This is a genomic window from Stutzerimonas stutzeri, assembly GCF_024448715.1.
GTDB lineage: Bacteria > Pseudomonadota > Gammaproteobacteria > Pseudomonadales > Pseudomonadaceae > Stutzerimonas > Stutzerimonas stutzeri_AR.
In genome coordinates, this window is sequence record NZ_JAMOHZ010000012.1 from 43,817 (window position 1) to 65,685 (window position 21,869).

The 21,869-nt window shown below is 55.3% G+C and carries 25 protein-coding genes; 12 read left to right on the forward strand and 13 right to left on the reverse strand.

Going from position 1 to position 21,869, the window contains the following annotated elements:
- Window positions 1-165: 165 nt before the first annotated feature.
- The 3 genes from NAV33_RS20495 to NAV33_RS20505 all read right to left on the reverse strand — a co-directional run bounded on the left by NAV33_RS20495 (window position 166) and on the right by NAV33_RS20505 (window position 1,433).
- Window positions 166-510, reverse strand: a complete 345-nt coding sequence (locus tag NAV33_RS20495; RefSeq protein WP_255983530.1) for a hypothetical protein — start codon at window positions 508-510, stop codon at window positions 166-168.
- Between the two features lie 3 nt (window positions 511-513).
- Window positions 514-852, reverse strand: a complete 339-nt coding sequence (gene pflM / locus NAV33_RS20500) for a lysogeny maintenance protein PflM (RefSeq protein WP_255983532.1) — start codon at window positions 850-852, stop codon at window positions 514-516.
- A 308-nt stretch (window positions 853-1,160) separates the two neighbouring features.
- Window positions 1,161-1,433 (reverse strand): hypothetical protein, encoded by a 273-nt coding sequence (locus tag NAV33_RS20505; protein ID WP_046162628.1) that lies wholly within the window; start codon window positions 1,431-1,433, stop codon window positions 1,161-1,163.
- A gap of 109 nt (window positions 1,434-1,542) precedes the next feature.
- Here NAV33_RS20505 and NAV33_RS20510 point away from each other — a divergent pair, with 109 nt between their 5' ends.
- The 7 genes from NAV33_RS20510 to NAV33_RS20540 all read left to right on the forward strand — a co-directional run bounded on the left by NAV33_RS20510 (window position 1,543) and on the right by NAV33_RS20540 (window position 7,967).
- Window positions 1,543-1,809, forward strand: a complete 267-nt coding sequence (locus NAV33_RS20510; protein WP_082082143.1) for a DNA-binding protein — start codon at window positions 1,543-1,545, stop codon at window positions 1,807-1,809.
- Window positions 1,810-1,851: 42 nt separating this feature from the next.
- Complete coding sequence (locus NAV33_RS20515; RefSeq protein ID WP_255983534.1) at window positions 1,852-2,355, forward strand: hypothetical protein; 504 nt, start codon at window positions 1,852-1,854, stop codon at window positions 2,353-2,355.
- Window positions 2,345-4,816, forward strand: coding sequence for an SIR2 family protein (locus NAV33_RS20520; RefSeq protein WP_255983536.1), 2,472 nt, complete (start codon window positions 2,345-2,347; stop codon window positions 4,814-4,816). Before NAV33_RS20515 ends, NAV33_RS20520 begins: the two co-directional genes overlap by 11 nt.
- A gap of 247 nt (window positions 4,817-5,063) precedes the next feature.
- A complete protein-coding gene (locus NAV33_RS20525; RefSeq protein ID WP_255983538.1) occupies window positions 5,064-5,294 on the forward strand; it encodes a hypothetical protein in 231 nt (76 codons plus the stop codon).
- A gap of 335 nt (window positions 5,295-5,629) precedes the next feature.
- On the forward strand, window positions 5,630-5,959 hold the full coding sequence (locus NAV33_RS20530; RefSeq protein WP_255983540.1) for a hypothetical protein: 330 nt from the start codon (window positions 5,630-5,632) through the stop codon (window positions 5,957-5,959).
- A gap of 88 nt (window positions 5,960-6,047) precedes the next feature.
- Window positions 6,048-7,496, forward strand: a complete 1,449-nt coding sequence (locus NAV33_RS20535; protein WP_255983542.1) for a hypothetical protein — start codon at window positions 6,048-6,050, stop codon at window positions 7,494-7,496.
- A 246-nt stretch (window positions 7,497-7,742) separates the two neighbouring features.
- Window positions 7,743-7,967, forward strand: coding sequence for a hypothetical protein (locus tag NAV33_RS20540; protein WP_255983544.1), 225 nt, complete (start codon window positions 7,743-7,745; stop codon window positions 7,965-7,967).
- 202 nt (window positions 7,968-8,169) lie between these two features.
- Here NAV33_RS20540 and NAV33_RS20545 read toward each other — a convergent pair whose 3' ends face one another.
- The gene (locus NAV33_RS20545; protein ID WP_255983546.1) at window positions 8,170-9,051 is read right to left on the reverse strand and encodes a restriction endonuclease; all 882 of its coding nucleotides are present in this window, start codon (window positions 9,049-9,051) and stop codon (window positions 8,170-8,172) included.
- A 258-nt stretch (window positions 9,052-9,309) separates the two neighbouring features.
- Entirely contained in the window at window positions 9,310-9,714 is a 405-nt protein-coding gene (locus NAV33_RS20550; RefSeq protein WP_255983547.1) for a VOC family protein, read from the reverse strand.
- Window positions 9,715-9,772: 58 nt separating this feature from the next.
- Between NAV33_RS20550 and NAV33_RS20555 the strand changes: the two genes are divergently transcribed.
- From NAV33_RS20555 to NAV33_RS20565, 3 genes are all read left to right on the forward strand, one after another.
- Entirely contained in the window at window positions 9,773-10,075 is a 303-nt protein-coding gene (locus NAV33_RS20555) for a putative quinol monooxygenase (protein WP_255983549.1), read from the forward strand.
- 201 nt (window positions 10,076-10,276) lie between these two features.
- Window positions 10,277-11,518: an OprD family porin gene (locus NAV33_RS20560; RefSeq protein ID WP_255983551.1), complete on the forward strand. Its 1,242-nt coding sequence runs from the start codon at window positions 10,277-10,279 to the stop codon at window positions 11,516-11,518.
- A gap of 65 nt (window positions 11,519-11,583) precedes the next feature.
- Window positions 11,584-13,179, forward strand: a complete 1,596-nt coding sequence (locus NAV33_RS20565; protein ID WP_255983553.1) for an argininosuccinate lyase — start codon at window positions 11,584-11,586, stop codon at window positions 13,177-13,179.
- 3 nt (window positions 13,180-13,182) lie between these two features.
- On the opposite strand, the gene NAV33_RS20570 is transcribed toward NAV33_RS20565, so the two are convergent.
- Window positions 13,183-14,436, reverse strand: coding sequence for a cation:dicarboxylate symporter family transporter (locus NAV33_RS20570; RefSeq protein ID WP_255983555.1), 1,254 nt, complete (start codon window positions 14,434-14,436; stop codon window positions 13,183-13,185).
- Between the two features lie 114 nt (window positions 14,437-14,550).
- Between NAV33_RS20570 and NAV33_RS20575 the strand changes: the two genes are divergently transcribed.
- Entirely contained in the window at window positions 14,551-15,474 is a 924-nt protein-coding gene (locus NAV33_RS20575) for a LysR substrate-binding domain-containing protein (protein ID WP_255983557.1), read from the forward strand.
- 173 nt (window positions 15,475-15,647) lie between these two features.
- Here NAV33_RS20575 and NAV33_RS20580 read toward each other — a convergent pair whose 3' ends face one another.
- The 4 genes from NAV33_RS20580 to otsB form a co-directional block, all read right to left on the reverse strand.
- Complete coding sequence (locus tag NAV33_RS20580; protein WP_255983559.1) at window positions 15,648-16,559, reverse strand: DMT family transporter; 912 nt, start codon at window positions 16,557-16,559, stop codon at window positions 15,648-15,650.
- Entirely contained in the window at window positions 16,559-17,206 is a 648-nt protein-coding gene (gene can / locus NAV33_RS20585) for a carbonate dehydratase (RefSeq protein WP_255983561.1), read from the reverse strand. The genes NAV33_RS20580 and can overlap by 1 nt, the downstream gene beginning before the upstream one ends.
- An 84-nt stretch (window positions 17,207-17,290) precedes the next feature.
- Window positions 17,291-18,700, reverse strand: a complete 1,410-nt coding sequence (gene otsA, locus NAV33_RS20590) for an alpha,alpha-trehalose-phosphate synthase (UDP-forming) (RefSeq protein ID WP_255983563.1) — start codon at window positions 18,698-18,700, stop codon at window positions 17,291-17,293.
- Window positions 18,697-19,491 carry a trehalose-phosphatase gene (gene otsB, locus NAV33_RS20595; RefSeq protein ID WP_255983565.1) on the reverse strand — a complete coding sequence of 265 codons (795 nt, stop codon included), beginning with the start codon at window positions 19,489-19,491 and terminating at the stop codon, window positions 18,697-18,699. Before otsB ends, otsA begins: the two co-directional genes overlap by 4 nt.
- 187 nt (window positions 19,492-19,678) lie before the next feature.
- Here otsB and NAV33_RS20600 point away from each other — a divergent pair, with 187 nt between their 5' ends.
- On the forward strand, window positions 19,679-20,221 hold the full coding sequence (locus NAV33_RS20600) for a hypothetical protein (protein WP_255983567.1): 543 nt from the start codon (window positions 19,679-19,681) through the stop codon (window positions 20,219-20,221).
- Window positions 20,222-20,394: 173 nt separating this feature from the next.
- Here NAV33_RS20600 and rimI read toward each other — a convergent pair whose 3' ends face one another.
- The 3 genes from rimI to NAV33_RS20615 are packed head-to-tail and all read right to left on the reverse strand — an operon-like array spanning window position 20,395 to window position 21,831.
- Window positions 20,395-20,847 carry a ribosomal protein S18-alanine N-acetyltransferase gene (gene rimI / locus NAV33_RS20605; protein WP_255983569.1) on the reverse strand — a complete coding sequence of 151 codons (453 nt, stop codon included), beginning with the start codon at window positions 20,845-20,847 and terminating at the stop codon, window positions 20,395-20,397.
- A 10-nt stretch (window positions 20,848-20,857) separates the two neighbouring features.
- Window positions 20,858-21,667, reverse strand: a complete 810-nt coding sequence (locus tag NAV33_RS20610) for an energy transducer TonB (RefSeq protein WP_255983571.1) — start codon at window positions 21,665-21,667, stop codon at window positions 20,858-20,860.
- On the reverse strand, window positions 21,664-21,831 hold the full coding sequence (locus tag NAV33_RS20615) for a hypothetical protein (RefSeq protein WP_255983573.1): 168 nt from the start codon (window positions 21,829-21,831) through the stop codon (window positions 21,664-21,666). Before NAV33_RS20615 ends, NAV33_RS20610 begins: the two co-directional genes overlap by 4 nt.
- Window positions 21,832-21,869 lie beyond the last annotated feature (38 nt).

Consider the following 21,869-nt stretch of genomic DNA (forward strand, 5'->3'; position numbering starts at 1 on the left):
GGGTTTGTGGTACTAGTTATACACGCTTGGAAAGCGTTTTTATCACTTGAAAATAAACTTCATAGTTGCTGTTATTTTATGGAATACAGTGGGATAGTCTGGTGTTTAAACTTTCGCACTATTAATTTCATCGATAGTTCATTAACACCAAGGGCTTTGCCCTTGTCATCCCACTCTCGCCGCCGAGGGCTCAGGAGCGCGGGGAGAAAAGCACTCCCCACACTCCCGAGCGGAGGCTTTTTCTGTTCGTGCAGGGTCAAGGGTGCGCTTCGCCCGTGCTTCCGTTTGTCCGAACGGTGAAGCGTGTTCGGACAAGCCGGGAGCGCGGCCCTGGACCTGTTCGGCCTCGGTGTTGGTTGTTTTTGCGGGAACGCTATCGGGCTTGGCTCCGTCGCGGTGCTGGCTGAACTTCATTGCCAACCAGGGGAAGCCGAAGATCACTACCGCGAGCAATGCGATGGGCAGATAGACGCGCCAGAAGAAGTCAGCGTGTGGTTCCTGATTAGCCATGGGTCAGGCCTCCAGCTCGAACGGCTCGTGGATCGGCACGTAGGGCGTGGGTTTGCCGGTGTCGAACACAACGCTCCAATACTTCGGCGGTCGGGCTGGTGGCGTGTGTTTCTCGCAGGTAGAGGCCGGTATCACCGCCCATTCCGAGGCCAGGACTGTCCAGACACCAGCGATCTTGCCCATGCGGGTTGTGCGAATCGGCAGCACAGACGCGGGGCGGCATCGGGCGCATCGTGTGGACCGGCAAGGATCGGGCTTGGTTATTTCGCGTCTGGACCAGCAGACAGAGCAGTCGCAGTGCTCGGGGTGTGGCAGGCGTAGGTAGCTCGCTAGCTGGCTCATCGGCTGACAACTCCGGTTGTGGCTGTACCGCAGGCAGGCGACGCTTGAGCGCGATCAGGTACGGCATCACCGGCCCCACATTCTTAGTCGAGGGGAATGGCTTACCGCCGTGCTCCGAGGCGTTCATAAGAAGGTCAGAAAGGAGGTAACCCTGCTCTGGGGTAATGACGGCAAGATCCACCAGGGCGCGAATCTGACCTTGAGCCGTACCAAACACAGCCCAGTAGCGACCGGACGAGCGTTCCGGCAAAGCACAACGGACCGTTACGAGCGTATGCAGCAAGGAGCTAAGCGCTAGGCCGAGTTGGCTATTCATCGGCGTAGTCCCCCTGGCAGAACACCGACTTGCCCCGCTCGATGTCGCGGCGGATGCGGTGCAGGTTGATGACGCGACGGCGACCGATCTTTACCGTCGGGAGGGTGTAGGTTTCCACCCAGCCGCGAACCACGTCCTCGGTGATCTGCTCGACACCCATCATCTCGGCCAGCACGAGCTGCGTGCAGAACGGCGCTTCTCGGAAGCTGACGATCCGTTCGGCCTGCCCTTCGATTGTTAACCCCGCTACACCAGACTGTTCCATAGTATTTGCCCTATAATCATCCAATCGACCACTAAGTAATACTTACTAAGCTGAGGTCATTATGACTCATGCTTTACTGAGTACAAGCTACTAAGTAGATCTTTTTAGAATGATAAAAGCTCGGCTTATAAGCCTTTTTGATAGCAACCGAACAAGTGTCTGGTTCGAGAAAGAGACCGGCATCGATCGATATCGGTGGGGGAACATTCGCAACGGTAAGGCGCGCCTTTCTGATGCAGAGATCGAGGCAGTGGTGAAGGTGTTTCCTCAATATGCGCTGTGGCTTGTAACTGGAGAGACCGCGCCCGAGTGTGGCCAGACAAGCCCTGAATATGATGAAGCCAACCGAAACTTGGCCAATCCAAACGCGGGATAGCGATCACTCATAAAGTAGCTAGGCGCTGGTACGCCCGAAGGGATGGAGAAGACCAATGAAAAGGATGCTGTTGGCACTGGCCCTAGCCGCAAGCCCCGCCTCGCAGAAGAATCTAAGCCAATCGCCACCCAGGTTGGTGAAGCAATGCGGCCAGCAGCCGAAGCTTACGGCAGGACCATGAACCGGCTGGTAAACGAATACATGGCTGGTGCCAGCAAAGGCCCGCTTGGCGATGCAGCCAGAGCCAACCTCAAAGCCCAAGATCAACGAGAACGCGCAGCCAATCGCGAGGTTCGTCGCACCATGAAGGAATGCATCAAGCCTGGGAACGTCATTGATGCGATGTTAACGAATGCATTAATGGACTTAGATCTAAAGAATGGTGAGCACCGCTTTTATGAGGCGCCAAAGGCTACTTCCATAAATGCAAGAGCTCACGCCATAAAAATTTTTCCTATAACGAATAAGATAATTATCAAAACTTACGTAAAAATAAATTCAAAGTGCGCTACTAGAAAATGCACAAGGAGTATATGTGGATATTAATTTCCTTAAAAGGCTACAAGTCCCCCAGTCCGGGGTCGATACTGATGAGTTGCTAGATAGGCTATCAAGCGGTACCGCAATATTATTTACTGGTGCCGGGTTCTCAAAAAAGTGCACGAAAGTAGATGGTGGTGAATTGCTGCTTGCAAAAGATCTAGCTGCTGCAATTTGTAGGAGATGCAGTATCGAAGAGGATGATGATCTTAGATACGCCTCCGATTACCACATCAAAAAATTTGGCTCTAGCGGGTTGATTGAGTTACTCAAAAAAGAATTCACCATAATAAAAACACCGCCTGATGTTGATACTATATGTTCAATTCCTTGGCGAAGATTCTATACTACAAATTACGATCAAAGCATAGAAACCTCTAGGGCAAAACTAGGAAAGGTAACAGAGTGTATTGACATCGATTACAATGCCGCGGAGTACTACAAAAGGGAAAGTTTATGCATCCATTTAAATGGCTCAATAAACAATCTTACCGATGAAACATTGAATGACTCATTTAAGCTTTCTGCGTCATCTTACATAAGCCCTGATTCATTTCTTAAATCGCCATGGAACTATTTTTTCAAAAAGGATTTAGAGCGGGCAGCGGCAATTGTATTTGCAGGGTATTCACTCTACGATATTGATATCCAAAAAGTTCTTTATGAAAATGAGTACCTAAAAGAAAAGACCTACTTCATCACTAGACCCGAGCCAAGCAGCAAGACAATATTTACACTCTCAAACTTTGGCCATGTCCTACCTATAGGTATCGAAGGATTTGCCGAGCTAATAAATAAAAATCCTAGAGCGCTTGAAGAAAACGAAGATCTGCCATTGCGATCTATCGGAAAATATGAATTCAATAAGACCATACGATCTCCTCGCGATGCCGAGATCGAATCATCGCTGCTGTTTGGTCATCACGATTTAAGCTTGATTGAAAATGCCGTTCTTAATGACGAAGAGTCTCATTATCTAGTTGTGCGAGAAAATCTAGAGCAAATAGCTGGCTTCGTAAGATCCGGGCAAAATACAATAATTACTGGAGCTTTCGGTAATGGGAAAAGTATTATACTGCAAGAGTTGAAGCCATATCTAAGTAGTAACTCAATAGATGTTTATGAAGTCATCGATCCTGAAGGTGATTGTGCGGGGGAAATGGATATCCTAGCAAAGCAACCACGCACTTGCGTTATAATTATCGATGATTATTCAAGATACATACATCTATTAGCGCATCATGCGCTGACGAAGCCAGAAAAAATTATAATCATTGCTGCTGCTCGTGATTCTGAACACGAGCGAAACAGGGAGAATCTTGGTGAGATTGACTTTCAGTACGCAGAGATCAGCACCGATATACTGACGGCTCAAGAGTCCTCGGACTTTGTAGAAATCATTGATCATGTTGGCCTGTGGGGCGATAAAGCTGGGCTATCTAAAGAAAGGAAGCTTCGTTTCCTACAAAAAGAAAACAATTTGCAATTTTCATTAGCGCTTTTAACTCTTCTAAAAGCACCGCAAATGAAAAATAGAGTTTCTGCACTCTTAAAGAATTTGTTGGAGAAAAAAAGCTACAAGGATACAATTTTTGCAATCGCCTTTATAGAGACATTAGGCTCAAACAATAACTTTAGCACGATTTCAGAAGTTGCTGGAAATAACGAAATCTACCATTCTGGACTGCGGTCAGATCCGGGATTCAAAGAGTTGTTCAAGCTCAACGCCACAAAGGTGATTTCTAAGTCAAGCTTATTCTGTCTCTCCCTTATACAAAACCACTTCAGCCCGAGCTATGTTTCAGCACAGCTTCAATTAATAGCTAAAAATCTTGACAAGTATAGAAGTGGCGACTCCACTCTAGAGCACATATTTAAAGCCACCCTGCGTTTTTCAAGCGTTGAAAGTATTCTTCCTGATGCCAATAAGCTGAACACTCTAAAACACTATTATGAGTCACTAAAAACAACACTACCCTGGTTGAAAAAGGACCCCCACTACTGGCTCCAGTATGGAATGGCCTGCCTGGCTTTTGATGACTTTGGCAAAGCGCAAAGTAACTTCGACCAAGCATACTCGATAGCAGAACTTAGAGATAACTATCATACTGAACACATTGACACACAACAGGCAAGATTGTATTTAAAAAAATCTATAAAACTTGAGCAAGACCCAAATGTTGCTTATAACGCCTTTGAGCAGGCAAACAGTCTCCTATCCAGAATAAAAAATGATCCTTATAAATTCAGACAAGTTCAGTTGTATCTGGAATTTTACGAGCGCTTCTTTAATGGTCTTTCAATAAAAAATAGAGTTAAGCTTGAGCACTCTTGCAAAGCAATGCTTCGAACGATAGAAAGAATTGAAAACACAGGTGAGACTCACTCGAAGCAAAGTATGATATCTAGAGCAAAGGATAATCTTTCAAAAATCTTACATGACATTGAAAAGGAAAGAGCCAGATAAGCAGGATGCGCGGGTGACTACAAACGGAAACATCTTTGGAAAGCTGTGGTTTACTATGGGTAAGAGAAGCTGTAACACCATAATTTATGGACTTTTCTGTAGCAGACTGCGGCAACTCAAGTGATTCATAATGCTGGGGTCCGGGGTTCAAGTCCCTGCGTAGCCACCAAATTCAAAAAAGGGTTCAGCGAAAGCTGAACCCTTTTTTTTGTGCCCGCCGTTTAGCCAACCGCACCGAGAGCGCACCATGAGAGACGACTTCGACAACATCCGCGCCGAGCGCGAACTGCCCTACCGTACCGCCGCTGCTACCCCACCCAAACAATACGCAGGGCTCTGGAAGCAGATCACCATTGGGATCGTGGTCGGGCATCTGTCGTTGGGGTTGATTGGTGCTGTGGTCTGGATGGTTGCGGCGCAACTGCTTGTTGGCGATTTGCAGATTGTGATGCCGTGGGCAGGGGAACATCGGGGATGATATGGTTTCTGCGTTTGAGCAGGAGGCCACGTCCGAGAAAATAAATCTGTCCCCTTTTCGTTAAAGCGTTGGCCGAGGCTGGCAGCACGGACTATGTCCGATGGCAGAACATCAAAAGAGGTAAAGCACGGATCGGAGCGAACGAAATTGAGATCCCCGGAGGGACTTCCCCCGGTACCGCTGGTGGTTGATTAATGGCGATGTGCTACTAGAGAATGGCCACAGTAGCCCCGACCACGACGAGGCCAATCGAAACTTGGCCAATCCAAACGCGGGATAGCGATCACACAGAAAGTAGCTAGGCGCTGGTACGCCCGAAGGAACGGAGAGGATCAATGAAACGGACTTTACTGGCGCTGGCGTTAGCCTCAAGCCCTGCCCTCGCTGACGAATCAAAACCCTTTGCCACCCAAGTCGGTGATGCGATGCGACCTGCTGCAGAAGCCTACGGCAAAGGTGTGCAGGAGCTGGTGAACGAATTCTTCGCTGGCTCCAAAGGCCCCATGGGCGAAGCCGCACGAGCCAACCTCATATCCCAAGACCGACGCGAGCGCGAAGCAAATCGCGGGGTTCGGCGCACCATGAAGGACTGCATTAAGCCTGGGAACGTCATTGATGATGACGTAAAGGAGTGCACGGAAGGGTTACGGGAAAGAACATGGTAAGGAATAACGATGCCGATGGGTACACTTACATTCATAATTAAACGCTATCGCCTTTGCTTTTCAACAGATCTGCCGCGAGAACAATAAAATGGACGAATTAGTGTACCTTGAAGACGAGCGGAAAAAGCTGTGGAAAGAAATCACCTCGCTGAAAGAACAAATTGATAATGGCGTAATTTCTGAAATTAATTCACTGCGCGAGTATGTCGACAAAAAGACACCTGAAGCTGAGAAGGACGCCAGGCAGGCATCTAGAAAAACTAGTGAATTTAAGAACAAGGCGGAAAGAAATAAAGAGTTAACAGACGGCTACGTTGCGGAGGTGCAGAAAGCAGCGAGCACCATCGAGGCGGTAAGAAGTGAATGTGATCGACAGGTTGCGGCAATAAAGGCCCGCCTCGATCAGATAGACTCTCTAAAAGATAGCATCGATGAGATAACAGAAAAAAGTGAGACCATTGAGGCCCTTTTTGAGAATCAAGATGAGCTCTCCCAAAAGATTTCAAACCTAGCCGAACTATCGACCTCAAGCGAGGACAGCGCGAACAAGATCAGCGCAATATACAACAACATAACAAAAAGGAAGAATGAACTAGACACATTGTATTATCAAGTCTTTGGAACTGAAGAGGTTGATGAGGATACAGGAGAAACAGTCAAAGTTCCTGGGATGGTTCAGGAATTGGAGGCGGCATTTGAGAAAACCAAGGCTGATATTGAGGGAATCAAAAAGAACACGGTAATTTTTCAATCTGAGGTAAAGCAGCAGTTAAAGGATAAATTAAAAGAAAATGACGATGAATTTGGCAAGAACCTAAAAGGTTGGAAAGAGTCGCACGAGTACATACTTGGCCAAATAAAGGCTTTACTGCCAGCAGCTATGACTGCAGGTTTGAGCTCGGCTTATTCTGAGAAAAGAGTGGCAGAAATAGCAGAGGGCAAGAAATTTAGCTCTGACTTTAGAAAGTCGATACTGTATCTGGTTTTGTGCTCGCTAATACCGTTCGCGGCGGGCATGGTATTACTGTATCAAGGGAGAACTCTACAAGAAACGCTGCTGGAACTCCCGCGGTTAACCTTAAGCATATTCCCTTTGTATGCTCCCTTGTTGTGGCTGGCTTACTCTACCAGTAAGAAGATTAAATTATCTAAGCGGCTTGTTGAGGAATATACGCACAAAGAAGTTCTCAGCAAAACTTTTGAGGGCTTGTCGCGACAGATAGATGAAACAGACGGTGAGTTATCGCAGGCGTTAAGGACGAAGCTGCTTTACAACCTGCTCGATACAAGCTCAGAGAATCCTGGAAAGCTGATCTCTGATTATAACAACGCGGATCATCCAGTAATGGATGCCATAGAAAAAGGCGCGAAGCTTGGGCAGGCGCTAGATAAGCTGTCAAAGATACCCGGTGTTTCTAAGCTCGCGGATATTCTTGAGAGGCAACGAGCTAGCGAATTACTAGCAAAAGAGCAGCAGATCGAAAAAGGCTTGGCCAGCAAGGCAGAGCGAGCGAAGCAGCCTGAAGAGGAAGCCTGAGGATGGCTATTTCGACAGTGACTGCGGAAGGAGCTTTTGTCGGAACACACTGGTTTAATGCGGAAATCGAGCCGTCTGTAAGCCGATTATATGGAGGTTTCAGGATTACTATGCCCAATGCAGGTGATTCATAATGCTGGGGTCCGGGGTTCAAGTCCCTGCGTAGCCACCAAATCAAAAAGGGTTCAGCGAAAGCTGAACCTCTTTTTGTGCCCGCCGTTTAGCCAACCCCACCGAGCGCGCATCATGAGAGACGACTTCGACAACCTCCGCGCCGAGCGCGAAACGCCCTACCGCCCCGCCGCTACCCAAGCCAACCAGCATGCCGGGCTGTGGAAACAGACCGTCATCGGCATCGTGGTTGGGCATCTGTCGTTGGGGCTGAGTGGTGCGGTGATTTGGATGGTGGCGGCGCAGCTGCTGGTTGAGGATGTGCATATTGTTGTGCCGTGGACGGGGAAGCAGGGGTAAACCACTGCCGCACCTTCAATCGAGCGCATAGCATCAAAAAGAAACGTCCGCTCCCTTTCTCACCCGGCCCCAAGGTTCCGTCAAATAGACGCTCTCTGCGGTTGGAGCGGGGCTACACAAGCATCGGGGGATTTAACGTCACGTCAGCTATCGGCTAGGCAGCCATTGGCCACTGATGTTGAAATACGTAGGTGCTTTGTCCTTAAAGGGAATTGCAGTGGTATTCATTGCCTAGTCGGAGCTTTAGTGAAGCCAGTACATCGTCCTGAAGGAGTCGCGGATACCGAAGGAAATCTGCTAGCTGGGCGATTCGGAGGCTGCTTAAAAAGCGCGTACCGTCAATCAGCTCTAGGGCGAGGCCCCGAGCTGATGCATTCTTCACAGCTTCTCGACCGCCTGCCTGAAATGTAGATGTTGTGACAAAGGCCCCTTTAGTGAAGCCTTTCAGAACCATAGCTCCGAGCAGCTCGCGAATCGAGGCCACCTCAATTACACCCTTGGATCGCTTCACTTGGACGGCTATCGGACGATCGAGCACGTCGCGGAGGATTACGTCGACTCCCCCATCTCCTGAATAGGACGTCACCTCCGACGTGAAGCCGTGACTTGAGAAAACACTTGCGACTACCTCCTCGAATCGACGTGGATGCACGTAAAAACGACTCTCATATTTTGCCGCTAAGTATTGGCGCACCTCTTCAGCCGGGATTGTTATGTCAACCGTGTTGAATCTGTAAAGGAGTGCACTCGTGCCGAACTCGACAAACCAAATCTGATTCTTGGTGCAAAGATAGATTTCCTTAGATACGTGCCACCAACCGCACAGGGGGCACGTGGAAATGTATGCTTCCCTCTCATCTGGCTCATGTAGTAGCTCCATCTCCCTGAACATGAAATCACCATGAATTTTGGCCATCTCAAGTACAGTATCCCTGTGCAATTCATAGATTTCATTTGAGATTCCGGCCCAGCGGTCTTCAATTTGTACTTGAACAAGGCGACTGTCACAGAATCGGCAACGCAATCCGGCAATTTCTCCGATAGACGGGGCCTCTCCGGTCTCGCAATGCACCCAGATGCTCATGATCTACCTAACTATAAGTAGGTGCCAGCAGAGGCACCGGCATGCACAACATCCACGCATAATTCCTTAAGGCAGGTTGACCGGCGCGACAGGATGCGAGGAGATGACCTGCGCTGAGTTTAGAAGGAGTTGGCAGCGCGTCTATGGCCCGCACCTGACCGGAAGTCGGCTTCCGCACTGCCGGATCGATAACGCTGGATATTTTCTGAATCCACAGCCACCCGGCCAACTCAGCTACAAACCTTGCCTCTGCTCACATCAACGCAAACGCTGCCCCGATATCGCCGGGTGGTAAAGCGGCTGAACCGTATTACCGCCCGGATCAAGCATATGAAAGCTATGAGCGCCGTCGCTGTGGGCGAAGGGGCGGTCCAGCAGGGTTACGCCTTGCGCTTTCAGGTATTCGTACCAGGCGTGCAATTCTTCCAGGCTGTCGACGATAAAGCCGTAGTGATCCATCGCCTGGACGCCGCTGCTTTTTTCCTGGGCGCGGCCCAGGGAGAGGTTGTCGTTGCCGCAGGTCAGGTAGACGAGGTCTTTGCTGGCGCGGTTGAGCACTTCCATGCCCAGCACGTCGACATAGAAACGTTCGCACTCTTCTAGATTCGGGGCGGTAAGCGCCAGGTGACGCAGGCCATTCAGGCGACCGGGACGGGTTGGCATGGCTTGATCCTTTTTTGTATACAATCAAGGCACAACCATAAAACAAAATAGGGTGCTTATGTACTGTCTCATTTTGAAAACGCAGCTCAAGCCTGGCTCGTTCGCTCAATTCATGGAGGCCATGCGCATCAACGCCGCCGCTTCGGTGCAGAACGAGCCGGATTGCCTGGTGTTCGATGTCGTGCAGGATGTGAATGATCCTGATCTGGTGTATCTCTACGAGCTGTACCGCGACGAATCGGCCTTCACTTACCACAAGACCACCGAGCACTACCTGCAGAGCCGTCCGCTGGTAGGCGAATACATCGTCAAGCAAGAGGCCATGAAGGGCCGCATGGTCAGCGCCAATAGCAAGCGCTGAGTTATTCGGATATCCGATGCGGGAGTGCTTCATCTGGTAGAACAGGGAACCACATCGTTCAAGTAGCCATATCTGATAGATATCCATATCAGACAATCTATATATTTTTAATCCCAACCGTTGGTGATTAGCATCACTCCAGACGCTGCCGGTTCTGCGCCGGCAGCGTCGACCTCCAATAAAAATAAACAGGAGACAGTGATGCTCAAGTCACCGAAGCCGCTCGCTGCGGCGATTGCGGTTGCTGCGCTGGGTGCGGGTTTGCCCGGTGTGGTCATGGCGGAATTCCTTGCGGACAGCAAGGCGACGCTGGAACTGCGCAACTTCTACCACAATGCCGACTACCGTCAGGAAGGCGCCAATCAGTCGAAGCGCGACGAGTGGGCACAGGGGTTTCTGCTCAATTACGAGTCCGGTTTCACCGAGGGTCCGGTGGGTTTCGGAATCGATGCGATCGGACTGCTCGGCGTAAAACTCGACTCGGGGCCGGAGCGGCAGAATACGGGGCTGTTACCGGTGGGTGACGACAAGGCGCCGGACGAATACAGCCAGCTTGGCGCGGCCGCAAAGGCTCGTTATTCTAAAACTACGCTGCGAGTTGGCACTCTGTTGCCGAAACTGCCCACGGTGTTGCCTAACGATTCACGCCTATTGCCGCAAACCTTCCGCGGCGGGCTGCTGACTTCGCGAGAAATCGACGGACTAACGCTCAACGCGGGCCGCCTGACCCAGAACAGCCTGCGAAACTCCGCTGCCAACGACGACATGCTGGTAGCGGGCAAAGGCATCAGCGGCGGGCAACCCAGCGATCAGTTCGATTTCGCCAGCGCCAGCTACCGCTGGAACAAGAATCTGACCACGGGCTACCACTACGGTCATCTAGATCAGAACTACAAACAGCACATCTTCAACCTGTTGCATGTACTGCCGCTGGGTGAAGACCAGGCTATCAAGAGCGATCTGCGCTTCGCCCGCTCTACCGAGGCGGGTAACACCAACGTCGACAACGATGCCTTCGGCGCCAAGTTCACTTACCAGCTCGGCGGCCACGCGTTCGGCGCGGCGTACCAGAAAATGAGTGGCGAGACGGGCTTCCCGCACATCAATGGCACCAACTCGTATCTGGTCAACTACGTGATGATTTCGCCGGACTTCGCCAGCCCTGGCGAGAGATCCTGGCAGGTGCGTTACGACTATGACTTCTCCGCCATGGGCATTCCCGGCCTGAGCTTCATGACGCGTTATCTGCGTGGCGACAACTTCGACGGCCCTGGCGGACGCGACGGCCACGAGTGGGAGCGCGATACCGATATCGCATACGTGTTCCAGCAAGGCGCGCTGAAAAACTTCGGCGTGAAGCTGCGCAACGGGACCTACCGAAGCACGGGTAACGACATCGATCAGACCCGCTTCATCCTCAGCTACACGCTGCCGCTGCTGTAACGATTCCGCCCCATGCCATCCCGTCGCTCGCACGGGTGACGGTTTCGCTAAACAGGAGATTCACCATGATCATGCAAAAGACTCTGCTTTCCCTGGCCGTAGCATTCGCGCTCAGCGCCAGCCACTTGTCCGTACAGGCTGCAGACACTGCCGACCTGCCCTGCCGCACCACCGCTGAATGCGCGGCCGAGGCGGCGAAGATCGGCGCCACGGTCGATCGTGCCGGTGCCAAGCAAGGTAAGCACGACGACCAGTTCACCTGGGTCAACCGGATCAACAAGGCGTCCGTCGTCATGTTGACGGAAGAAAAGATCATCAGCCAACAACAAGGCCGTGAGATCGCCCGCGGCGTTAAACACGTCATCGATCAGGCCGGCAAACCCGACGGCAAGAAGCCCAGTGACGTGCTGCAGATCGAGCGGATCATGATCGACGAGATAGGCCCGCAAGCTTCGCTGATCCACTCCGGCCGCAGCCGTCAGGACATGTACGCCACCTATCGCCTCGCCACGCTGCGCAGCCAGTTGCTGGATTACACCGATGCGATGAACGATACCCGCGCGAAACTGCTGGAACTGGCGAAAGACAACGTTGATACGCTGATTCCGGCGTACACCAACGGCGTGCAGGCGCAGCCGATCACCTATGCGCATTATTTGCTGGCTTACGAGGCAGCTTTCGAGCGCGACGCCCAGCGCATCCGCGAGCTGTATGAACGCCTGAACCGCAGTCCGATGGGCACGGCGGTACTGGCCAACTCCGGCTGGCCACTCAACCGCGAGCGGCTGGCCGAGTTGCTCGGCTTCGATGAGGTACGCGAAAACTCGCTGGATGCAGGGCAGGTGTCGACTTACGACATTCCCATCGAGGCGGCAGGGATCGCTTCGTCTTCGGCGATCCGCATTGGCGCGATGCTCGGTGACATTCACACCCAGTACCATCAGATCCGCCCGTGGATGTTGCTTGAAGAAGGTTCGACCTACACCAGCAGTGCCATGCCGCAAAAGCGCAATCCCGGCCTGATCATGCGGGCGCGGGAGTCGGCCTCGGACGTGGTTGGTCTCGCGCATACCGTCACGCTGCGCGCGCACAACGTGACTACTGGGATGACGGACTACAAGTTCGCCTTCGACGGCCTCGGGCTGTTCGATAGTGCGCACGAGATGTTCGTCCGCACGAGCAAGGTGGTGGACGCGTTGGTGATCAATCCGGAGCGTGCGCTGGAAGAACTGGAAGCGGAATGGACCACTTCGATGGAGCTGGCCGATACCCTGGAGCGCGAGCACAAGGTGCCCTTCCGTATCGGTCACAGCTTCGCCTCGGCGGTGGTAGGCCATGCGCGCAAGGAAGGCTTCGTGCCGGCGAACTTCCCCTACGCCGAGGCGCAGCGGCTGTTCACCAAGGCTGCAGAGAAGTACGACTGGAAGACCCGCGAGTTGCCGCTGAGCGAATCGGCGTTCCGCGCCACGTTGTCACCGCAGAACATGGTCAAGACCCGTGTCGGCACCGGCGGCCCGCAGCCGGCGGAGGTCAAGCGCATGCTTGATGAAGCCAACCAGGCGTTGGCCGGCGATCAGCATTGGACGGACAATCGCCGTGACCGAATTGCCAAGGCCGAAGCGACGCTGGACAAGGCATTCAATGCGCTCGTGAAGAACTGAGCCCTAACGCTTCCCGGCCACCGCGCCGGGAAGCGTTGGCTGTCGATGAGGTACCAAAGCCTCGCGCAGCGCCTTTCGATCCAGCGCACCGCTCCACGCTGAAATCGCCACGCAGGCCAGGCTATTGCCGATCACATTGGTCAGCGAGCGACACTTCATCAACCGCTCGACGCCGAGCAAAATACCCAGCCCTTCCAGCGGTACCCAATTCAATACACCGAGCGTGGCCGTCAATGTAAGAAATGCCGAGCCTGCCGCGCTGGTCGAACCCAGCGACGTTAGCAGCGACACGAGTAGCAACATCAGCAGCTGTGTGCCGTCCAGCGTTACACCCGCAAGCTGCGCCAGGAATACGAAGGCGCAGGTCACGTAAAGGTTCGAACCGGTGAGGTTGAATGTATAGCCGGTGCTGAGTACAAGCCGCACCAACTGCTTTCCACAGCCGGCCCGCTCCAGTTTCTCGATCAGCCCCGGCACGGCCGCTACCGAAGCGCCAGTAAAGGCCACCAGGCACAGCTCGGCTTTGATGTACGCAATCAGGCGAAACAGCCCGAAGCCGACACAGCGAGCCGCCACGCCCAACACCAGGACAACGAACACCAGAGCGGCGAGGTAGACGGTCCCGACGAATTTAAGCAGCGGCCAGGCGGATGCCGGTCCATAGCGGCCCACGGTGTAAGCCATCGCACCAAAGGCGGCCAGCGGCGCGAACCGGAGCACCAAACGCAGCGCACGCAACAACCATTCGACCAACACGTCCAGCCTGCGTCGCAAAGGCTCGCCCGCGTCACCGGCGTAGCCCAGCCCCAGGCCAAACACCAGCGCCGCAAACAGAACAGGAAGAATCAGGGTATGGCTGAAGAACTGCGCCAGGCTAGTAGCAATAGCTGCAGTCAACTCGTTATTCGATTGCACGACGGGCGACGCAGCAAGCGCATCACCACCGACGCCAGGCACTAGCAACATGGCTACCACCGCACCGGTGATGAGCGACAGCACGGCCATCAGAAAGAAGTATGCAACCACGCGTCCAGCGCAACGAGTGCGTTGGCCGCGCTCGCCAAATCCGGCCACAGCGGACGCGACCAATACGAACATTACCAGCGGCACCGCATGACCAATGACGCCAAGAAACGCGTCGCTGAGCGGCTTCATTCGGGTCGCCAATTCGGGCTGCACGATGCCGAGCGATATGCCCAGGGCAATCGCGATCAAGATCAATGCAGTGTCGTTCCTGGCCAGCTTGGCTAAGATCATGGGCCTTCGCGCAATATTGTTGTTTTTGTCGCTTCAGTGCCTTCGTATCCTAACCCATCAGCGCACATCTGCGACCTGCACACTGACCGCCGCCCCGCCAGGACTGTCCCTTATATGGAACTTCGCCATCTCCGCTATTTCGTCATGGTCGCCGAGGAGAAGCATTTCACCCGCGCCGCCGCCCGGCTGAACATGCAGCAGCCGCCACTGAGCCAACAGATCCGTGCGCTGGAAGACGAGCTGGGGTTCGACCTGTTCAAGCGACATCCCAAAGGGGTCGACCTGACCACCGGCGGCGCGGTTTTCTTGGATGAGGCGAAGTCCATCCTCGCGCGCGTGCAGGAGGGCTCACGCCGGGCCGCGCGCGTAGCCAAAGGCGTCGAGGGCACGCTAGCGATCGGCTTCACTTCCTCTGCCGCAGCGCACCCGCTGATCCCGCGCATCATCCGCGCCTTTCGCGAACAGTACCCGGCCGTGGCGATCACCCTGAACGAAGGCAATGCCGGCCGCCTGACCGAACGCGCCATGGCCGGCCAATTGGACGTCGGCATCCTTCGTGCCCCAGTCAGCCGGCCAGACGGCATCGAATTTCATCGCCTGCTGATGGAAGAACTGCTGATGGTATTGCCGGTCGGCCATCCGACGCTGGCCGATCATCCCGATGCGATCGAACTGCAGGCGATACGTGACGAGCCCTTCATCCTCGTTCGCCGCCCCGGTGCGCCGGGGATGTATGCCAATCTGCTACGGGCCTGTCGGGCGGCCGGCTTCGAGCCGCACGTAGCGTTCGAGGTCGAGCGGATGCTGACCAACGTGAGTCTGGTCGCCGCCGGCGAAGGCGTTTCCGTGGTCCCTGCTTCGATGCGCGACATTCACAGCGAAAGCGTCGTCTATCGCCGCATCCTTGGCGCCCGCCCCCGCCTGGTCGCGCCATTGACGCTGATTTGCCGCAGCTTCAATCAGTCCCCAGCTCTGCAGAACTTCATTGTGTTGGCCCGTCAGCTGGCCAAGGCGTATCGAACGCAGGTATTGCGCTGATCGCACTGTCGGCAAGCCGGCTGGCCCCGTCGGAGCACACGACACGTACCCAGCCAGCCATAGCGCCGACACGCACACACATGAATGGCAGCGACGAGGACAATCCCGACAACCATAAGCGTTAAGAAAAAGCCCCGCAGGCGCGGGGCTTTTTCCGCCTTTCAGTAGTAACTCTAGCGAATCGCAGCACGCGTCGTCGGGCGGGTCGCCAGGAGAAGGCCGGCGAAAATCAGCCCACCGCCGATCCAGTGAAACGTCTGCAGCCCCTCGCCTAGCACCAGCCAGCCGAGAATTGCAGTGAAGACAGGCATGAGGTAGGTCGCCATCGCCGCCTTGGCCGCGCCAACAGTTTTGACGCCGTGGTTCCATGACAGGTAGGCAACTAGCGAGGCAAAAATGGCGGTGTAACCGATGACTGCTAGGTTGATCGGAGTGAGGGCGAAGCCGCCAACGTGGCTGAGTTCGAACAGGTAGAACGGCAGGATCAGCGGCATGCCGATCAGCATCAGCACGCCTAGCAGTGTTAGCGGCGGCAATCGCAAATAAGCAGCCCAGCGTCGCAGCAGCAAGGTGTACAGCGCCCATACCAGCACCGCTACGAGCATGATCAGGTCGCCGGTCTGGAATGACAGACTGGTAAAAGCTTCCCAACTGCCGCGACTGATCAGATACATCAGCCCGCCTGCCGCAATGGCCATGCCGAACCACGCGCGCCGTGCGGGCCATTCATTCAGCAGCAACCCGCCACCGATAAAGGTGAACAGCGGCAGACAGGTGTTTACCAGCGTGAGGTTGATGGCTTCGGTGCTCTGCGCGGCGGAATACAGCAAGGAGTTGTAGCTGCTGATGCCCAGCGCGGCGACGATCGGCAAGCGCCAGCCTGCAGCACGCAAGGCTGCGCGATGAGCCCAGATAGAGCGCCCGACGAAGGGCAGCAGCAAGCAGGTCGCCAAAACCCAGCGCCAGAACGACAAAGTCAGCGGCGGGATCGCCTCATGGAAGGCGCGGGCCACTAATGCATTGCCGCTCCAGCAAAGCACGGCAAGCAGCAGGCCAGCAAAGGCCCATCCGTGACGATTCGCCATCAGACCGGACGACGTGGACGGAGGCGGTATTGCGAAGGAACCTGTTCGGCGCCGCTGATAGTAACGTTCAAATTTTTCCAGATACCATCCTTGATGCCATAGATACAGCCATGCACGGACAACGGCTGCCCGCGGTGCCAGGCGTTCTGGACGATGCTGGTGTGACTGACGTTGGCAACCTGCTGAACGACGTTGAGTTCGCACAAGCGGTCGACCTGCGCTTCCTCGGTCGGGAAGGTGGCGATGTGGTCGCGGTGCTCGTAATAAAGGTCGCGAATGGTGCGCAGCCAGCCGTCGATCAGGCCGAGCTGGTCGTCGCGCATCGACGCGCGCACACCACCGCAACCGTAATGACCGGTGACCAGAATGTGCTTCACCTGGAGCACATCGACTGCATACTGGATAACCGAGAGGCAGTTGAGGTCGGTATGCAACACGACGTTGGCAACGTTGCGGTGTACGAAGAGATCCCCTGGCAGCATGCCGACGATTTCATTGGCCGGCACCCGCGCATCGGAACAGCCGATCCAGAGATATTCCGGCACCTGCTGCTTGGCCAGCTTTTCGAAGAACGTGGGATCTTCCTCCTTGATAGCCTCGGCCCAGCGCGCATTGTTCTCGAATAGCTGATTAAGATCGTCGTTCATTTCTGTTCCGCCCTTTTCTTTCCGACACGCACGTTACGAACCGGCCCACGTTTTGACAAGAGCGCAGACCGGGACGTCACAGCATCAGACGGTGAACAGCGGGTTCGACTGCACCTCCGCTCTGGGCCGAGAAGAGAATGCGCGCAAGTCGCGCAGAAAGTTGTCGCGCCAGGCGTCGAGGTCTGCGGCGCGTATGGCACGCATCATGTGCTCGTAGCGATCCTTGCGTTCGGTGAGCGACATGCGCAGCGCGCGGTCGAGCGCTTCGGCCATGCCGATACAGTCGTAGGGGTTGACGATCAGCGCCGAGGTCAGCTCGCGCGCGGCGCCGGCGAAGCGCGACAGCACAAGTACGCCGGGGTCTTCCGGGTCCTGCGAGGCGACGTATTCCTTGGCGACTAGGTTCATGCCGTCGCGCAACGGCGTGACGAAACCGATGTCGGCATTGCGGAACAGACCCATCAGCACGCGTCGATCATGGCTCTTGTTGAGGTAATGCAGGGGTGTCCAGTCAAGATCGGAAAGCCAGCCGTTGATGTGGCCCGCCGCGCTTTCCAGTTGCTGACGGATGTGCTGGTAGGTCTTCACATCGGAGCGGGACGTGGGCGCGATCTGGATGAATTCGACCTCACGACGGTGCTCTGGATAACGCTCGAGAAAGGCCTCGTACGCCTTGAACCGCTCCACCAAACCTTTGGAATAATCCAGGCGGTCGACACTGATGATTTTCTTGCGCGCCACATCGGTAGTACGCCGCATGGGCTTGCGCCGACCCTTGTAGGATTCGGCGAGGTCTTGAATTTCATCCGGGACGACGCCGATCGGATAGACCCCGGCGCGGAAGTTCTGCCCGTAGGCTGTCAGGCTTCCATCGGGCTCCAAGATGCCGCGTACTTCACGGGTCATGTAGTCCTGAAAGGCGAGACGATCGGTTTCGGTCTGGAAGCCGATGAGGTCGTAGAAGCAGAGCGTCTTTAGCAGTTCGTTGTGCGGCGGGATAACGGTGAGGATTTCCGGCGGCGGAAACGGGATATGCAGAAAGAAGCCGATGCGGTTGCGGATACCCAGTTGACGGCAGGCTTCAGCGAAGGGAATCAGGTGGTAGTCGTGGATCCAGATAATGTCGTCGGGCTTGAGCAACGGCTTGAGCTTCTCCGCCAGCATGGCGTTGACCCGTCTGTACCCTTCGTACTCTTGCCGGTTGTAGCGGGCCAGATCGATGCGGTAATGAAAGATCGGCCAAAGCGTGGCGTTGGAGAAGCCGCGGTAGTATTGATCGTAGTCCTGCTTGGTCAGCCCTAGCGTAACGTAGGTGATGTTGCCAACGGTCTCGGTGTTAGTGTGCGGGGTGCTGCTTACGTCGCCGCTCCAGCCAAACCAGATCCCACCGGCCTGGCGCAACGCATCATAAACACCAACTGCAAGCCCGCCAGCAGCGACCTTCCCCGCCTTGATCGGCGCTACTCGGTTGGAAACCACTACTAGTCGGCTCATGGGCAGTTCTCGCTTCGATCTGGTTTTATTAGGTGTTCGGGCTGCTCGAACAGAGCGCTGAGCAGACCATCGAGCCAATCGCCTACCGCTTCTACGGAATCTAGACGCTGCATCGCTTCGGTCGTCCCGCTGCCGACTTTGATGGTCAACCCACCCAGCTCATTTACCACCTTGAAGCCGGCTTCATCGGTCAGGTCATCCCCTACGAACACCGGCATACGTCCTTTGAACGGAGCCTCTTGCATGAAGGTTCGAATCACCTCGCCCTTGTTCGCGCCACGCGGTTTCAACTCAAACACGCACTTGCCCGGCTGCAAAGCCAGTACGTCGCCATAGCGTCCAACGAATGCTTCGGCTAGGGCGCGGGCTGTCTCTTCCAGTTCGGGAACGAGGCGGAAATGCAGAGCGAAGGCGACGCCCTTGTTTTCCAGCAACAGGCCAGGATGCTCGGCGCATGCCTGCGCGAGCTCATGCTGAATGGCGTCGAAGATATTGCGGTCGAGGGCCGGTTGCAGCGTTTCGCCCGCAGCCGTACGCCGCTCGGCGCCGTGCACGCCAGCAGCGGGAAGGCGCAGTGGAGCGAGAAGATCGTCTAGCTGGCTCAGCGGCCGACCGGAAATGACCGCTACGGGTATCTCGCTGAGGTGCAGACGCTCTAACGCCGCCAGCGAACGAGGGGGAATGAAAACGAGTTCAGGACGAGGCTGTATGTCTGCCAGCGTTCCGTCGACATCGAAGAAAAAAGCGCAGTGCCGGACCTCTAGCCCGGGTCGGTCGTTTTGTTTGCTCATGCTCCCTGAGACTCCGGATCAACGGTGGTGGTTCGCGCTTTTTGTATGACCACAAGCGCTTAGGGGCTAACAAGGACACCCATAGCAGCTTGGTTCATAAAGCCCGAACCGGCCAGCGGTCAGCCTGAATCTTCACATCGCTACTGGGTCACAACCTGCAAGACCGTAGTTCACGCAGGAGGTTGTCATGAACGATCACAAGTCCTATACCTCGACGGAAATCGACGATACCGAGGACCGCATGGGCTCTATCGAGCAGCTCGATTTCGACCAGCGTCGCGACGACCGTAAAGGCCGTATCGGTGATGAGGTACCGGCCGAAGAGGTCGAGAACGAGTTCCCGCCCGAGCGGGTGGCCGAAGCAGGCATGAGCACTGGCGAAGTCCCGGGCGGCCAGACCACCATGGATGATTTGGCGCCGGAAACGTTGATCCAAGAAGACGGCGCGCGTTGGCCCCACGAACGCGGCCATGGCGGCCCAGCCGATCAGGATTTGAGCAACGTTTCCGAGCATGACATCGGGGCCGACGTGGATCTCGACGAGGCGGAACAAGCCCGCTACGACCCTTTGGACGGCAAGCCCTGGGATGGCCCAGCCAAAGGCGACCCGGATACCGGCCTGGGTGGCGGCGATGCGGTGCTACACGAGAACGACGACGTGATGGACGATAACGAGCTTGAAGGAGATGCGCCGTTAGACTCGGGGCGGGACAAGGCGCCGGGGCAATAACTGCATCTATGGCTTGCCGACTTCCATAGGACAGTGATCATGAGGTGCTGAACTGAGCGAAACCCATCGTTCAATCGTGCAGCTACCCGCCGCTCGTAGGCTGGAGATTTAACGTCCTACTTCCAAGGCGTGCTCCGACTATCACCCTGGAAGCGCGCCTCGCCTCGACCGGTTCAATCCAGCAGAGTGCAAGCCATTACGAGCGCATCCTCGCGCCCGTCGGCAGAAGGATAGTAGGCGCGGCGACGGCCAACTTCATTGAAACCGTAACGCTCGTAAAGTCGATACGCTGTGGTATTGCTAGCGCGAACTTCGAGAAAGCACTCACGCCCGCCGCGTTCGTGCGCCCGTTGCATCAGGTGTTCGAGCAGCCGTAAACCGAGCCCGCGACCCTGGCTCTGCGGCTTGACGGTAATGTTAAGCAGGTGCGCTTCGTCAAGAATGACGTTAATAACGCCGTGGCCGACCTGCTGGCTGCCTTCGAACATCACCCAGCATTCGTAGGCGGTCAGCGCATCAGTGAAGATGCCTCGGGTCCAAGGATGACTGAAGGCTGCATATTCGATTTTCAGAACTGTCTCGATATCCGCCGCGGTCATGGGACGAAAACTGACTGCATCACTCATGAAGCGCTACTCATAAACCAATAACCCAGCGCGACATGCTGCGGCGCATCGCCTTCCATAGCTCTGCCTTGCTGCTTGACTGTTCCATCAACTGCTCAAGCCCCGGCATGGCCAGGGCGTGACCGATGCCTTCGATATGCAGCTCGCGGTAATAGGCGTCTGTCTCCACTTCGCCAGCAAAGCGCAGCGCTGGCAGGCCGACCAGCCAGAGACAGGCGCAGCCCATTTCTTCCAGTTCCGCAGTCACAACGCCCTGAACGTAATCACGCGCGGCTTCGGCGCCCTGATCAAGGCTACCGCGATGTAGTAGTGGCCAGCGGATCGGCTCGCCATCACCGACTTGCTGCGGGGTATCCGGCAACTTGGCGGCGCGCAGCAGGTCCTTGAGCAGCAAATAGGCGGGGTCGCGGCGCTGGAACGACTCGCCTGTAGGCAGCTCTACCAGCAACAGGCAATTGCCGGCACGCAGCAATTGCAGGGCGAAGCGTGGCGGCGGCACGGCTACCTTTTGCTCCGCTGCGGAGGTTTCCGCATCGCCCGATTTTTTGGCCTCCTTCTTCGGCTCGGGCATGGCGATACGGGGGCGAGCGGCATCGGTAGCCGTTTTAGGCAAAGTTGCTGGCGTGAGCGGTGTGGAGGGCGATGTTGCAGGTTCAGCAACGCTGGGACCCACAGGTGCGGCTACCGGGGCAAACTCGGGTTTTACTAGTCGCAGTAACTCCGGCCGCGACGGCGCGGCGAACGGCAACTCGGTTCGAGGCAGCCAAGTCGTGATTTGCATGGCATCGAGAAATGCCCGACGCCGGCTTTCAGTAATCAAACCCCGGCCACCTGTGGATGAGCGTTGGCATCGACCTGCACTTTCAGGCGCTCAAGAGTCTTGGCGATGCGCAGCTTTTCTTCGCAAACCCTGGAGGCACCAGGGCTCTGCTCGCTGTCACGCAAGGTGGCGTTGAAGATGATGCCGCGGTCGTTACAGGTCATGTCAAACCCCTCTTGGCCGGCCATGCGAACTCAGACGG